Origin of the sequence: Desulfovibrio oxyclinae DSM 11498, assembly GCF_000375485.1 — a bacterium.
Taxonomy (GTDB): domain Bacteria; phylum Desulfobacterota; class Desulfovibrionia; order Desulfovibrionales; family Desulfovibrionaceae; genus Pseudodesulfovibrio; species Pseudodesulfovibrio oxyclinae.
Genome location: NZ_AQXE01000014.1, coordinates 1 through 15,253 on the forward strand (window position 1 = coordinate 1; position 15,253 = coordinate 15,253).

The 15,253-nt window shown below is 46.1% G+C and carries 9 protein-coding genes and 1 pseudogene; 1 reads left to right on the top strand and 9 read right to left on the bottom strand.

Annotation, left to right across the window (positions count from 1 at the left end; translation table 11 throughout):
* Positions 1-1,279: 1,279 nt before the first annotated feature.
* The 7 genes and pseudogenes from B149_RS0113980 to B149_RS19000 all read right to left on the bottom strand — a co-directional run.
* Positions 1,280-2,071 carry a hypothetical protein gene (locus B149_RS0113980; RefSeq protein WP_018125793.1) on the bottom strand — a complete coding sequence of 264 codons (792 nt, stop codon included), beginning with the start codon at positions 2,069-2,071 and terminating at the stop codon, positions 1,280-1,282.
* A gap of 365 nt (positions 2,072-2,436) precedes the next feature.
* Complete coding sequence (locus tag B149_RS18100; RefSeq protein WP_169332926.1) at positions 2,437-4,815, bottom strand: Fic family protein; 2,379 nt, start codon at positions 4,813-4,815, stop codon at positions 2,437-2,439.
* Positions 4,727-5,518 (bottom strand): Hsp70 family protein, encoded by a 792-nt coding sequence (locus B149_RS0113995; RefSeq protein WP_018125796.1) that lies wholly within the window; start codon positions 5,516-5,518, stop codon positions 4,727-4,729. Before B149_RS0113995 ends, B149_RS18100 begins: the two co-directional genes overlap by 89 nt.
* An 899-nt stretch (positions 5,519-6,417) precedes the next feature.
* On the bottom strand, positions 6,418-7,506 hold the full coding sequence (locus B149_RS0114000) for a tyrosine-type recombinase/integrase (protein ID WP_018125797.1): 1,089 nt from the start codon (positions 7,504-7,506) through the stop codon (positions 6,418-6,420).
* A gap of 44 nt (positions 7,507-7,550) precedes the next feature.
* Positions 7,551-7,805 (bottom strand): helix-turn-helix domain-containing protein, encoded by a 255-nt coding sequence (locus B149_RS18995; protein WP_425386882.1) that lies wholly within the window; start codon positions 7,803-7,805, stop codon positions 7,551-7,553.
* Positions 7,806-8,028: 223 nt separating this feature from the next.
* A complete protein-coding gene (locus B149_RS0114010) occupies positions 8,029-8,994 on the bottom strand; it encodes a site-specific integrase (protein WP_018125799.1) in 966 nt (321 codons plus the stop codon).
* Between the two features lie 1,117 nt (positions 8,995-10,111).
* A pseudogene (locus B149_RS19000) lies at positions 10,112-10,418 on the bottom strand (transposase); the annotation flags it as partial.
* Between the two features lie 164 nt (positions 10,419-10,582).
* Between B149_RS19000 and B149_RS0114025 the strand changes: the two are divergent.
* Positions 10,583-11,287 carry a hypothetical protein gene (locus B149_RS0114025; protein WP_018125800.1) on the top strand — a complete coding sequence of 235 codons (705 nt, stop codon included), beginning with the start codon at positions 10,583-10,585 and terminating at the stop codon, positions 11,285-11,287.
* 168 nt (positions 11,288-11,455) lie between these two features.
* Here B149_RS0114025 and B149_RS0114030 read toward each other — a convergent pair whose 3' ends face one another.
* Both B149_RS0114030 and B149_RS0114035 read right to left on the bottom strand, forming a co-directional pair.
* Complete coding sequence (locus B149_RS0114030; protein ID WP_083909246.1) at positions 11,456-13,246, bottom strand: ATP-dependent helicase; 1,791 nt, start codon at positions 13,244-13,246, stop codon at positions 11,456-11,458.
* Between the two features lies 1 nt (position 13,247).
* Positions 13,248-15,038 (bottom strand): ATP-dependent nuclease, encoded by a 1,791-nt coding sequence (locus B149_RS0114035; RefSeq protein ID WP_018125802.1) that lies wholly within the window; start codon positions 15,036-15,038, stop codon positions 13,248-13,250.
* Between the last annotated feature and the right edge of the window lie 215 nt (positions 15,039-15,253).

Below are 15,253 nucleotides of genomic sequence, written 5' to 3' on the forward strand. Positions count from 1 at the left end.
CATTGCGAATGGCCTTGGCTCTGATGGACGGTACCGGATCATGCACACCGAGGTAGCTTTGCTGGACCTTCTTCCACCACGGCAAGGTGCGGCGTTGCGTATGATGCTTGCCGCTTGTTTGGAACTTGAGCCAATTTTGCGTGCAATAGGCCCAGACATTTTCAAGGCTCTTGAACGCATCCTNAATGCAATCGAGTCCGAGTGCCTTCAGCGCTTCGCGCCTGAGTTGGAATTCAACCCGAATGACCTTTTTGCCCTCCGGCACTTCTTCCAATTGCCAGATGTCGTACATCCACGTTTTCTTGGATTGAGACTGGATTTCCAGAGCCTTGTCATACAAGCGGGCACTGAGCTTGCCTTTACCAATGCTCATCCCTGAGAATTTGCGGTGCTGCATGTAGGTTGAATACTGCGTGGCTCTGGTGAAAGCCTTTTCGACAAGCGAAGGCTTCCACATGGCTTCAGGCATAAGGAGGTCCATGCAAAGATCCATGCGGCTTGGCTTGGTCTTCAACACTTTGGCCTCACACGCTTCAAGCCCGCGCAGTATGCTTGTTACCGAATCAACCAGCCCACGATGCCAAAGGGTTTCGGATCGGACTTCCACCATGGCGCTCGGCCGTTGCTTTGGGTCGATCCAATCGCCGATCCGTATGGCATATTCACGGCTTGTGAGTATCCAGCTATAGCCATTAGTGCCATGCGGCAGAACGGAAAAGGGAATATTTCTCTCTTGCTCGGGATCATAGATGAAGACAGGGCTGGGCTTTTGATCCTTTGCAGCACACGCTTTTGCTTCTTCCAGAATCTTGAACGTCTTTTCATCCTTCCACTGGATATCCAGAGCCAGATTCAGGGAATCCACGCCGCCCGTAAGCACTTGCACACCCTTTTGGGGCCTCGTTTTCACCTTTGGAGGGGGGCTGATAGTCATTCGCCCCCCTTTAGAGGGCTGCCTCTGACGATTTCCGTTGGTTTGAGATTTGTTTTGCATGTGATTTGATTAGGAAATCAAACACGAAAGCACCCGGACACATCGAAAGAAAAAAATGTCCGGGTGCTCGGTTGGGCCGGGTGGTATACTAGCTGATTTTGCTCGCCCTCGTTGGGGCAGAAGAGCATGAGCGTCCGAAGAATCAAGGCTGCCCTGCGGCTCGCTCCCTGCGGTCGCTCGGCCTTGATTCCACGGCCTTGCTCATGCTGCGTGGATGTCAGGCGACGGCGAGAGGGATGGCAACTTTTCAGCTCTGGCTCAAGGGATGGCTGGGGGAAGGCAGGGCTAAGGGAGGTCTTTCAAGGGTTTGGGGCGCTTTCGAATCGCCCTGTAGAGGGCATCATCCGTCATTTCGGCTAGATCGAGGTCATGTGGGCCTAGCCCTTCCTCTTGCGCCAAAGAGTCGAAGATTCCTCTTATCTCAGGAATGTTTATAGGGTAGCCCATGCGTACGGCCATGGAATCGACAAACTGAGCCCAAGTGATCTTGCACTGTTTCGGGGTGAGTTTCGGTAAATCAGTCTGAAAAGCCTTGCCGATCTGCTCCAACTTGGGTCGGTCAATAGCCAAGGACCATTCGAGAACCCATTGCGCTATCCGGGGTTCAGCAACAACAGACTTATCGACCACAATAAGACGACAGATCGTGTCCAAATCCCCGTGTCGAGCCTTTCGGAGAAGGTTGGGAGGATAGTCACCATACAGGGCAATGCAAGGAACCCAGACGAGAGCCATGAACGCCAGTTCAATGGAAAACTGTCCTTCGGCGGTTAGCTCTGGTTCAACCCTTTTTGCCGATTGGTCATGGAAATCCTGCATACGGAAGCCATCCGGTAAGGAGGCGCTGCCATAAGGCTTATCGAATGGGCCAAGGTCATTCAGACCAAAAGAACGGAATATCCCGTCAGTCAGGCGGCGATGATTTCGGTAAAAAGAAAGCCACTTGGCTAACTCGGCGCTTGCTATTGGCTTTTGCTGGCGCTCTGCCTCACGTCTGAAATCATGGATGCCGTAGGATGTGATCCATGAGGCAGCTAGGTGGCGGAGGATTTGGAACTGTATGTGGGGGACAGACATTGAGTTTCAGTAGAACAGCGAAGGCCCGGATGCAAATGAAGGGGAATGACTGCAGGATAGAGGAAACCAGAATCTTATATGAGCTCTGTGAAAGAAGCTCTAAGGGGTGTTCACCGGAAAGGAACCTTCAAGGCAAGACGGCTTTTGAACTCAGTGGGAAATCTTCTTCTCTTCTTGGACATTAAAAGCCTCCTTTGGCCTTCTTACGTCCACTTTAAGTTGTGGCCCAATATCTCAGACTCACCTCTTTTTTTCTTGATCGACTCATTTCCAGATGTCTATACTTTTCTATCAATGAACTACACGCTCAACGTCAAAATCGAATACCCTGTGCCAGCAATTCTGAAGATAACGTGTTGCTGTGCCTAAAAATAGGCCTCTTTTATCTCTGTTAGTAGCCTTGAAAAAGATTCTTCCTTTAGCTTCGTTAGGTGTGGAGAAATAAAAATACTTCTTTCTCCTGAACTTAGGTCGCGCATAGTAATCGGCTCAACGGAGAGATCCTCATAAGAGCCATCTGAATACCTTGCAATATTGAGTGTAGTGTTGCCTAATCTGATGTCTCCATACGTCTGAGGTGTGACAAAATCAAAATAGAATAAAAACTTTTCAACTCGGGCTCCGCTTGTCATTTCTAGAACAAAATACCATTTGACTATTTTTTCTATTATGTCGACTTTCCCAGATAAGTATTCACAAGTGGGAAGAGAGTAATCTTCAATAGATATATTGAAGCCTCTGTTTTTAACTAAGAAGATATTTGTGCAATATTTCGCCATGTGCAAAATAGATTCGTAGAGATAGCTGTCGCAACTTTTGGACTTAGCAGCAAAAACTGGTGATGAGCTTGTTTTCTTGATTTTTGGTTGATCCTTTTGGGGTTTGTCTTCCTTAGGCTTCTCCTTTCGACTTGCAAATGAATTGTATGCTGACAGTGTCGATTTGAATTCATCAATAAAAAAAAGAATCAGTTCAGATAGGTCACCTGAAGAGGCGTTGTCTAGTGAATTGATGTATCTGTTCCTGTTCTCGGAGCTTACCAGCATCGGAGGAAGTCCGTTATTAATAAGTAAGCAGTTTAGTAGCAAGCGTGCTGTTCTGCCGTTACCGTCTTCAAAGGGGTGAATGAAAACAAATTTCGTATGCATGCTAACTGCAAACTCTAGAGGGGAACGATCATCTTTCTTTGTTCTGATCTCTTCTGCGAGCTCATGCATTAAAGCAGGCACAGTGGCTGCATTGGGGGGAGTGATTTTAGCTCCCCCAATTCGCACAGGACCGGAACGGTATTCTCCGGCGTTATCAGCCACTCCAGAAAGTAACTGCCTGTTAAGTTCTCTAATAAAGTTTTCTGGTGAATCGCTTACCGTATTACAGTTGTGCGTCATCCAGGTGTATGCTTTCCCAAGATTCCTGACTTCCGTTGTCGAAGATTCATTCGGATTATTTTCTTCGATGATTTTTTCGGTTTCGCCTTTGCTAAAGTCTATTTGCTCAATTTTGTTCGAATGATATACGTGCTCTGCCTTAATCCTGTCAGCATATGCTATGATTTTAGATTTGTTGAATGTGGTTTTCCCGAGTTCCTCATGGATTCTATGTAATTTGTTTTTGGTTTTTTTGTTTACAATGTATGATGGGTATGACTCGATGTTGAGCGACGATTCTTTTTTTGTATGAACTTTGACTAGGTAGCTGTTGGAATTTCCAAAGTCGAACCCATAGTATATGTTTCCTTCTCGTATGTGTAAGTTGGGGAATTCAAATTCAGGCAGAGAGACTTTTTCATATCCTGACTTTGCCCGCGCACCCTTTCCTTTCACGTAAAGATTACATTTGATGTAACCATCCTCTTTAAATTCAATCTCAATTTTGGCTTTAGAAGCCGCCTTGCCATTAAATGGCAATCGCGCAATGTCGTCAGAGAAGTTTAATTGACATTCAGTTTCGCTTCCAAAGGGTTTGTTTGAGAAGCAGTAGAGTATTTTGTCTTCAAGGGGGAAAGGAGTCTCAATAGCAAGGTTTGTTTTATAATTGTCTAGGATATATGGGCTGAGCGTTAATCTGCCATTCTTTATGCTACTTCCTCCGTTTAGAATTTTTACGGGAATGATTGGAGAGCTTCTGTCTCTTCTTATTCCGAAATACAGTTCATTAAGAAGGCAGGGTGCGAGTTTGTCACTCATCAGGGAGGGTTGCCTGTCTGATTGGTACTTACACTCACACGCCAACCCGGTGGCTACTGTGGCAGCAAGGTTTTGGCTCCTTAAAATATCTTTTTGACTGATGGTATCCGCAAATGCTTTATAGATGAGCAAGGGAAGGAACGGGAGGTTAGAGGACCCGCCTGCACAGATGATCTTGGAAATTTTGATAGGGTCTTTGTCGCCACGTTTGGTCGATTTAATCTTTTGATTAGCGTCACTGATTGTGTTTTCAATAATAGGAAGCCACTCTTTCTCCCATATTTTTATAACAATTTTCTTTATGTCATTCCCGTTCAGAGTTGTTGATATTTCCGATTCATGATGAAGCCATCCGGGAGGGAATGTTAATTTTACAGAATTCTTTGAGCAATTGTGGTGGAGTTTTTTGCCTCGGAGCTCGCCGCAAAGCTTGATCTTCGCGTCTTCCACGAGCATTAGAGTTGGTTTTTTACCTGACAATGCCCGGTTCATCGGATCTTCTTTCCATGCAACTCCACTTTTTGAGATACTGGATTGCCCTAGGGTTTTCTTGGACACCGAATTGGGCGTAACAAACGTCCAGGAGGTGACCGACAATGGGAAAGAATTGACTGACTAGCTTTTCCAACAAAAGCTGATCGACCTTACTCCCCCCATCAAAATCCGCATTAATCCCTAGTGGGACAGAATAAGATCCTGATCGATGAATATTTCCATCTTTTTTGGATCTGACGATGCAACTATTAAAAGTGCTTCCACCAATGTCGATGATCAAGACATCTTCTTTTTGTTTTAGAGCAGCTCGTTTTTGGGATGCTTTTTTGTATGAATTATAAATTGCTAGCGGTTCATGAAAAAATTCAGGTTGCTCCATTTTTAATTCAGTAAAAATGTCGCGAATGTTTGCTCGATATCTCTCTGCCCAGGACGGGTCAGGTATGGCTGGTACGCCTACTACCACTTTGCCAGGAACAGCATGTGAGCCAAGCGCCTTTTCGATAAAGATTTTTGCAGCTTCTTTTGCGCTGAGAACTTTGGTGTCTCTATCGTGGATGCCAGAAGGGGCGATCCAGTATTTTTTCCTTGTGAATTCTTTTTCGCTTTGTCCGAGATCTTTTTTGAAATTGAAGACATTGGTAATACCTTTTAGGCCACTTGCTCTAGCTTCTGTCCCAATTGAGTGTTCATTTTTTTCTAAGCTATACGATACAACTGTAGGAATTTGATCCTCTGAGAGTTTAATAAGTACACTTTTTTGCATAATGTTTTTCTGGATTGGGGATTAGACAATTGTTTTTTATCAGTCTATAACCCATGACGATGGCAATGCCAAGATGTGAGCTTAAAAGTCGACCTATTCAGCTTTCCTCAATGCCTCGTATTTAGGGCAAGTTATTTAAGGTCTCTCCTTCAACCGTAATTAAGTAGTTCAAAGTGCTCCTATCAAAGCTCATAGCATCTCTCTTCCAAAATTGAGATAATCATCCGGGTTTTCCATATAATCTCATGGTGATGAGGATTAGGTGGAAATACGGACAGATGGTCCCTGTCGCCTATATCACAAGTGCATGTTTTTTCAGAACTAGAGCTCTGTAAAATTCTTGAATAATAGACTTTACCTCTGCTAATTCACGTCGAAGTATGAGGATTCGAGTCTCTTTGGTTTTGTCCTAAAATCAGTTTCTTACGTAAGCTTGAGCCATTTTCATGCCGTTTTCGTGTTCGGTGGTTTGTTTTCATGGATTCCGCATAGCTTTCAGGTGATCCAACAAAGTGGACCTACTTTTGTCACTCAAGATGATTAGCTGGATAGGATAGTAATTCTCGAAGCGAAAGAACGTGAGAAATAGAATCGATCTTACATGGTGGAACGGTACTACTTTAGTGGGCCCACAGGTGGGCCCTTTAAACCCACCGAGCCGCACCGAGGCTTCGTACGCCCCAATAATATTCAATAAAAACGGCGGTGATTAGCTAGGTCACGTGCCTGTCACGCCGGAGGCCGAGGGTTCGAGTCCCTTCGGCTCCGCCATTAAAATCAAAGGGTTACACGAAAGTGTGACCCTTTTTTTGTGCCGTTTTCGCGTTTCGTGGCTCGTCTTCGTGGCTTCAGGTGGCACACAGCTTTTTCGGCACTTTTCTCAACTTGGCTGTACCTCATCAGCTTTCACCTTCTGCCTTGTCCCACAGGCCGTGTTCGCTCGACGGCGTCCGCATGGCCTTGTCCAAGGCGCTCACCGCCCGGTTGTTTCTGGTGGTGCGGTGGATGTACCGTTCCGTCGTGCGTGTAGAGGTATGGCGAAGCAACTGCTGGATGTCCAGAATGTTTGCTCCGGTCTCCATGCCGATGCTTGCCGACAGGTGGCGGATGCCGTGAAACCCGAATTGCCTGACCCCGGCTTTGTCGCACAGCTTGCTCAGCCACCGATTGTGGCTGTCCCGGACCATCCAAAGGGACTGATCAAACACAAATTCCGCTTTTCCGGCTTGCAGCTTGCGTTTGGCAAGCTCTGCCCGGAGAGCGTCGGCCATGGGAACTTCATCAAATTCCCAGTTTCCGCCACGGCGCTTTTGCGTCCACAAGCCAACAGTGCCTTTGTCGAAATCCACCTCGCTCCACTTGATGCGGAAGATTTCCGACTTCCGGCCAGCCGTAAAGAAGGTGGTCAGGAGCACGAACCGCTCATATTCGTCAGCAGTGTCCAGCACCGTTTTGAAATCCGCAAACGGCGGAACATAGCGGGGGTGCCGCTTTTCAGGGAACTTGTCGACCAGCTGAAACGGGTTGACTCGATTCATATTGTGGTATTTGGCTCCCCAGTTCCATGCGGCGACGAGATTCTTGCGGTCTTTGTTTGCCGTGTTGCCGTTCTTTCGCCGGTTCAGCTTGCTCAGATGATCCAGCGCAACGGCGGGGCTTATCTCGCCAACCGGCATTTCCGGCCTGATGCTGTCTCTAAACAGCCGCTTGAAGGCCCGACGTTTTGAATCATACGTCTTTTCCGACCAAGTGGTCTTGGCGTAATCCAAGTACCGTTCGGCCCACTCCCCGGCAACAAGGAGTCTGCCGACAGTGTCCAAGTCCTTGCGCTTTTGGCGATCAGCCAGTTCAAGCACCTTGAGGGTCTCGCGTTCCCACGCTTCGGCTTCTCGCTTTCTGTCAAAGAGCTTTGTGCGTCGAAGCTGCTTTCCAACCGACGGGGTAAAACGCACCGCGCCCCGCCACTTTTTTCCTTCCTTGTAAGGCATGTAGGTATCCTCTTCTCGGAAGGCCGCTTATTTACCTGAAGATATTACCAAAGATCATGTAAAGACGTCAATTTCCGCTTGCGCTGGCGAGGAGCGTCACAACCCCTTGAAACCTCACGCTCGGAAACATTTACGCACCCCTGACGCATGTACGCCTCCACAGCTTGACGATGAAAGCGAATCCCTCGCTTCCCCACCGTGAACGCACCAAGAAGCTGCTTCATGTCCGCACGCCGCACAAGGCTTTCGGAGCAATTCAGCATCTTCGCTACGTCTTTGACTTTCAACACTTCGGGCACCAAACGACCATCCTGATTGTTGGTTAACCCGCCTGCTTACAACGTGCGAAACGGAAATCTCTAGGTTCAGGGGTAGGTTTTTTGAAAATTTATATTTATTTAAATCATGTGGTTATGAAAATCGTCAAAAAAGGTCGTTCCGAAAGATGCTTTTCTGCTCATCCAGACCTTCTCCCTGACTTGTTAGGGAAAGAACTGAGAAGCCCCCTTGCGGGGGCTTCTGTCATCTAATCTTGCTTGACCCAAGGTAGGCATCAGAGATGTCTCGCCGGCCTGGGGAATGGCCAGCCATGACCTCGATTTGGTCCCGGGCCTCGCTGTCCAGTGACGGCCACTGAGTCCCGGCGGTTTTCTCAGCTTCTTGCACAAAGTCTTCATGAGACCGGTGCTGGTTTGGTGGCTGGAAGCCTGTGTGTTCCACGTAAACCTGTCTGAAACGCTCGTGTCGGTTGCCATGAAGCGTGTAACCCAACCTCTTTTTTGTCAGGCCACTTTTTCGTGCGGCATAGTCTAAGCGATTCAGCCAGGAGTCACCCATCCCCGGGGGCATTAAATTGAAAACCCCTTTTCGGTTTGATGGCGAAACGAACTCTTCGGCACATTTCAAGGCAGCTTCTTGTTGCTCCGACAAGTGAAGGGTACGAGGTCGGCCTCCCTTGGTTCCATTGTGAACCAATAGGGTATGTTGCTCCCGGTCCCAGTCATTCACTAAATCGACTTTCGCGGACTCTTCTCGGCGAAGACCCAGTTCATATTGAAGCTCAATCTGTACAGCGCATCGGGCGGAATGCCTGTAATTGTCATCATTACGCAACCCATCGATGATTTGGACGACTTTTTCAGGATCGGCGGCCCGTGAAATGTTGTTGCCAATCCGCCCACGTTCAACACCGAACTCTTTGTTTTCGCGTGCAATACCGTCGTTTCCATATGCATTACATACGTGACGTGCTGCAGAGAAGACCTCAGCGATGCGCCCATCACCAACCTCTCGGGCTTTCATCGAATCCGCCACACGTTGAAAGTGCTTATTAGTCAGATTTTCCCACTTTTTAACGCCCAGTCCTGCTCTCTGAAGCTCAGTTGCAAACATCTTTGCGTTGTTGCGGATCCGATGTTGTTTCGACTTTCGACCAGAAAGGCTTGCTCTGGCGACTGCGAAATGAAGGCCCTTTGTGTTTTTCTTCATGGATGTCCCCATGGTTATTGGGTGACTCGGAATTGGGCCAACCCATCATCATAACCATGTGCAAAATCAAAAAATCAAGGGCGTAAACATGGAAAATGCATCATTCTGGGTTTTCCCTTTTTCCGGCTTTTTTTTAACCACCTTGTCATTAAGCACACCTTGAAGGGGGCGGCAAGACGCCCCCTTTTTCTGACAGGCTCATGGCGCGGAAATGACAAAAGCCCCCTGAAGGGGCTTCTCATTTCATGGGTAAAAGACAGGGACACGACTATGCTCGGGGCAAGGTGTGTACTCAGAATCGGTCGTCCCTGTCCGGGACGCCCAAAATTACGATAAATAAAACAATCGGCACAGGGCCGGAACGTCGAACGGACACAAGGAGATCTGCTTTCAATCCCTCACTCTGAAAAGGCATTACCGCTTCAGAACAAGGAGGGCCAAGCCGCCCAAATAGGGCAACCTGTGGCGAAAGTCGCACACAAACAAAATACGGGATGAAGAATGCCCTGTTCCCAGTAAAAAGAGATCTCTTTTAATTGTCCATTTAATAGTGGATGTCACGCATAAGCGCATATGTCTTAAGCCTGCAACAAGCAGAAAGTGACCTTCGGGGAAGCTGGCAGCGGCAGGCGCGTAGTCCTGTCGTTCATCTGGCAAAGTTTGATGCGTTTAACCGGCGTTGGTTTCGGAAAGGATGCCGTTTGTTTCGGAAAAACGGCGGTAAGCGTTGAAGCCGTGGGCTTCGTACGTCGTCATCAGTTCTGACTGTCGTCAAAACTTATGACGACCAAATCGGTTGTAGTGCCTCCTTCTGTCTAGGTTTATGGTTTTCCATACCACGGCACTTTTGCAGATTTCCACTCGGGGGCCCGACTTTCTGAAGATTTCTTATTGCCGCCCGTCGCCTGCCTGCAGGCTGGCACGGTCACCGGCCCGGTCAAGGCCAAGCCCTTTCGGGCGGATTCCCTTCGGTCATCCGGCCTTGACCGAACCGCCTAACCCGTGCCGTGTCAATCTCAGGCGACGGTGACGGGGATGGCGGCTCAGGTTCAAGGGATGTTGGGATTATTTGATTACAGAATTGGATTGATTGTGTGCCACTTTAGTTTTGCCGTTGGGTGGTCCAAAAAAGTGAACCCACTTCTTGGTAACGCTTCGAGACGTGGGCCAAGATGGAGCGCATGAAATGCACACGGCACCGCTGTCAACTTGACCCCCGGGAAGACCTCGGTGATGGCCCGTTTCAGGCCCTCATGGGCATTGCTGATCACCAGGCGGACGCCATGCAGGCCACGGCTGGTCAAATCCTGTAGGAAGTCCCGCCAAAGAAGATAACGCTCGCCCACCTTGGCCTCCACTCAGAGAACCTCACGATGGCCGTCCATGCGTACGCCAACGGCCACCAGCACGGCCATGCTCGTTACACAGAGATGGGTTTACTTCTCAGGTCATGTATGTGACTATTTTTGTTTGGATTGTGTTTCTTCGCAATTAGGGGGAATGGGGAAATAGTTGCGACCTTGTCTGATGGTAAATGGTTAATATGATTAATATAGTTATATAGTTTGAAACAAAATGGGGAATGGTCATGTTGTGGTTTGGTCCCAAAGATGAGTTTTTGTTGTTTAGCACCAATAATTCTATTGTGGAAATTGTTTACTTCTTAACCCAGTCACTCGTTGTGATAGCTATTGTTATTGCCTTGTTACAACTTCGGTCGTTGAATGATCAACTCAAACAAAATAAGGATCAAATGGTGGAGGAGCATAAGCAAAGAAGGAGAGCCGTTTCTTTGGATTTGCTTCATAAATGGAATGCGTTAAATAACAATGGAATTAATTTTGTTGCACGTAGGCTCGTTAAAGAGCTACCCGTTAAAGATAAGAAGGCTTTAATCGAAGGGACTCCTTTTTCTGTCCCGGATGATTTGAAAGGGCTAGTTAAGTCTGTTGTGTGTCGAGATTCTGGGTGCGGTAGAGAGTGCGAGGAATGTAAGTATGTATTTGAAGGTGCTGCTGAAAACAAATTAACAGCACATGCTTCTATTATTATGAGACAGACCGTTGTGACATATTTAAATCTTTTTGAAAATATTTCTTCGGCTTATGTTAATAATGTCGCGAATAAGCAGATGCTGAAGGAGCAGTTTGCTTATATTGCAAGCGGTGATGAGAATTATGAGGCAATGCTCAACGATTTTGGTATTGCTCATCGTTTACCATGTACTTCGGCGTTTATTGACGAGAATAGACCGCCGACCCAAGAAGGGCTGCCAAAGACTGGTACTTCTTAATGGTGCTCTATGGTTTAGAGCTAGCGCCTGTGTCTTTGCTCAATCCGATTGGAACTTACAACATGTTTGGATCATGATTTATTGAGCTAATAAATTGCACCGGGATGATTGTGTTTGTATCACTAATCACAAGTTTGGTTGCCGGCAATGGATGTGTAGCTGAGCAGCCTATTCTACGATAAGTTTTTGTAGTTCCGTAACAAAGCAAGAGGGACCCTGTTTAAACGTACTCCGGGGGGTGCGATACCAACCAGAGTAAAGCAGGTGTACGTATTTCCTTGCCCTAGTGATACCAACGTAAAATAGTCGACGTTGGTTTTCTGTTTGTGTTGGTGTGTTGTCGTATCTAGGGATTCGGCCTTCTTCGAGTCCAGGAATGATAACGGCATCGAACTGATGTCCTTTTGAGCCGTGCAGGGTTGTCAAACATAATTTGTTGAGGTTAGCCCCACATCCTGCAAAGTTTTCAAGGTTGTAGCTTGCTAGTTTTCCCCCAGCTTCAGCGTTTTTTAATAACAAGGAAAATTTTGCTTGTTCGTACGATCTTTTTTCTAATAAAATTTTAGTGATTTCGAGAGTCTTATTTAACTGAGTCAACCAATCTATGAGCGATATCTTCGGTAGTGATAACTCAGCTATGGTTTCATAAAAATTGGTTAATTGTTCATGCCTTAAAGAAGCCTCGAGGCTTGTCGTTTTATACTTCTGCCAATCTTGAAACAGGTCTTTGAATAGGATGCCGCTTTCTGTTGGCCCTTTACAGCTCCACAGTGCAATCCTTTCAAGCCACCTGATAAGTGGGCTTCTGTCATATCTCAAATCTTTTTCGCCAGAGTACTGAATTTCAAATTTGTCTAATTCTGGCTGTATTACCCCAAGGTCGTATTTATCCAGATAGAGTATTGCAATTTCTTTTAATTGAACTCCTTCTTCAATCATCCCAGGTATTATCTGGGTTGCTATGTATTCAGATTGTTCTGACAAGCCACCGGGCTTATCCCAAAAGTACACTTCACCAGGATCGGCGTCGCCTCTGGAGCAAGATTGTATTTCAGCATTTTCTGTAGGCAAAGCGCAACTAGCAGCATTTATAATTTTCTGACCACATCTGTAGTTGAGACTGAGGGAGACTGGCTTGACGAGTTCGTTTGATGAGAAAATATTAAAGTAAGTTGGATCAGCCCCTTGGAAATCATATATGCTTTGATCTGGGTCTCCCACCCCGAAGATTTTTATTTCGGTTTGATTAAGTAAGGTTATAACCAAGTGATGCAATGGGTGGCCAAGATCTTGATATTCATCGATTAAAATCCAAGGAAATTTTGCCTCAAGGCTGCGCCTAACATAGTCGACTTGATCAATTATGTTTAAGGATAATAGTACTTGGTCGTCGAAATCGATGCATCCATGATTTCTTAATTGCCTCTCGTATTCCCTAATGTACATGGCGCATTGAGGGTCTTGATGCCAAGCCGGACTAGACCGATCTAGAATTTTTCGCCTTACGTTTAAGTACTCGTTTTCAACATCCCATGGTAGTCTTGCTGTTGGCAGCTTGTCTTTGGCTTTTGCTCTACAAACTGAAACGATTTCATTTGAAGCGATTGTTAATGGGTGTGGTACTTCTGGCAGGTAGTGTTGACAGAAAGGTGTTAGTATGTGGGTAAGGCAGAAGCTGTGGAGTGTCCCTAAAAAGACATTAGGGCGGGGTCTTAAGCCAAGTTTTTTAAATCTACCTCTGAATTCATTAACTGCTTCATTGCTATACGTTATACATGCTGCACCACGAGGCGCTGAGATGTCTTCATTAAGAAGTTTCATCATTTTTAGAGTAAGAACAGCGGTCTTTCCACTGCCTGGTCCAGCTGTGACAGCACAACTGTTTGTGCAATTGTATGCTTCGAACTGTTCAGCGTTCTTTCGTAGTAGATTCAATTGTTTTTGAAGATAAATCGACATTTTAGTTGGGGGTGACGAGGTCGTCGATTCTATCAATGGCTAAATCAAAATATTCAGGCGAATAGTCATCATCTAATATTGATGCTAGCCGTTGAGCAAATAGCCCTTTCCCATAATCTTCTATTCGGTTTAAAATGTAGGCCCTATTGTCGTAGCTCGGCAGGCCGTCCAATGATGTGTCAGCAATTCGTTCTTCAAACCTTTTTAGTGTGGTCGTGCCTGCTCCCAAGCTTTCCAGTGCTTTATACATTTCATCTTGAGCATTTTTACAAAGGTCAATTTCAAGTGTGTGAATTCCAACAAAGATATTGTAATCTTGAAGTTTCACACGGACTTCCTTCAAATAGCCGCGTTCATATTGAGCTTCAAGGTGTTTCGTGTCTTCTCCTAATGCCTTGTTTACGATGTTGATCCCTCGAGATAGGCCTGCGTTTATGGTTTTTCGATTGTTATCAACTGGATCTCCATCTGTTATTACGACATATGGGATGTTCAGATTTTTTTCGCTTACGAGCTTGATATACGGCTCAAAATGGGTGCCATTTATGCTGCACACTGATATTCCCTTTTGATCAAGATCTATGCCTCGCCATTTTGCAAAAGGAGTTGTAAGGTACTCTTCCGCTGCGCCTTCAACAAAAATGATACCACGTGAAAACAATAGTTCGCCTCTATTGGTATCCATGTATCTAGCAAGATCGTTGAGTTCATATTCGCTTAGTTCAGACTGCGCAGAAGAATAGCCCTTTGTTCCTCCGTTTGAGTCTCGAAGAATTGCATAGGATTTAATCGGTGCTATGCTTACTATATTAGGGGAGTGAGTTGTTAGTATAATGGTTGTCTTTTTGTCGAAAAAATCTTTGAAAACGAGTCGTTGAAGGTGGGGGTGGAGGTGGGCCTCTGGTTCTTCGATTGCTAAGATCGTGGTAGCTCTTTCACCCGCTAGCTCTTTGCGTTCTAGTTCAAGGGAAAGGAGTACAAGGTAGATAAGGTTGCACAGCCCCAAGCTTGCTTCGCCTACCGAGCGTTTATTGATCCCATCAACATAGAGTTTGAGTGATCTTAATAGGTGTGTGGTTTCTGTTGATGCTACGCCGAGTGATGGGGATATTGAGTGGAGTTCTCCTACTATCTGCTTTAGGCGTGTCCCAATTCTTTCGCTTAATTCTTGAACGCCAGCAAGTTTTCCAAGTTCCTTTTGAGCAGAGTCTATCCCTGTGGCTACAGGGATTAATTCTTTGTGGGTTAGCGCTAGGCTTTCAATTAAGGGGCGTAGTGGAGACCTATTCCAGTACTTTAAGTCTCCTTCTGCATCTCTTAGAGCAGGCAGTATTTGAAGGGGCATGAATTTTCTTTGATAGTGCCCAAAGGTGTTTTCTTCGTTTAGTCCACCATAAATATTAAATTCATACTCTGCGTCTTCGCCAGGCACACTCCCTGCGACGGGTTTAAATTTGTATGTGATTTTGGCTTGGTGGGGTTTTTTGGGGGACACGACGTAATCGGAGAGTAACGCCATAAGTTTAGGGTTGCCTTCAAACCCTTCAATTAGAATAGCTATCTCAATTGTCTTGTGGTTTGAGATGGGGGAATCCAGGCCATCCCAAAAGTCGTCTTCGGTTAAATGTCTCGCGGAATCGGGAAGGGTGGGGTCCAATATTAATCTAAGCGCACGAAGAAAATTGGTTTTTCCAACCGAGTTTTCTCCCATGATTACCGCTTTGTTGGCGAGAGATATGTCTAGCTGTTTGAAATTTCGATAATTTCTGATTGAAACGTGAGAGATGTGCATGTTTAGGCCTTACAATAATATGTTGACTATTGATTGGTGTATAAACAAAATGAACCAGAAATTGAAGAGCGAACAATGCAAATAGCTCAAGTTGTGTTCAGTTTGTTAGCAATGGGTTTGTAAAGTCCCCGTAAACTAGGTCCATTGCAAATTAGAGAATTCTGGCCCAATGGAGATGCCCCTCCCGCAGGGGCGTGGATTGAAAAAAGACCATC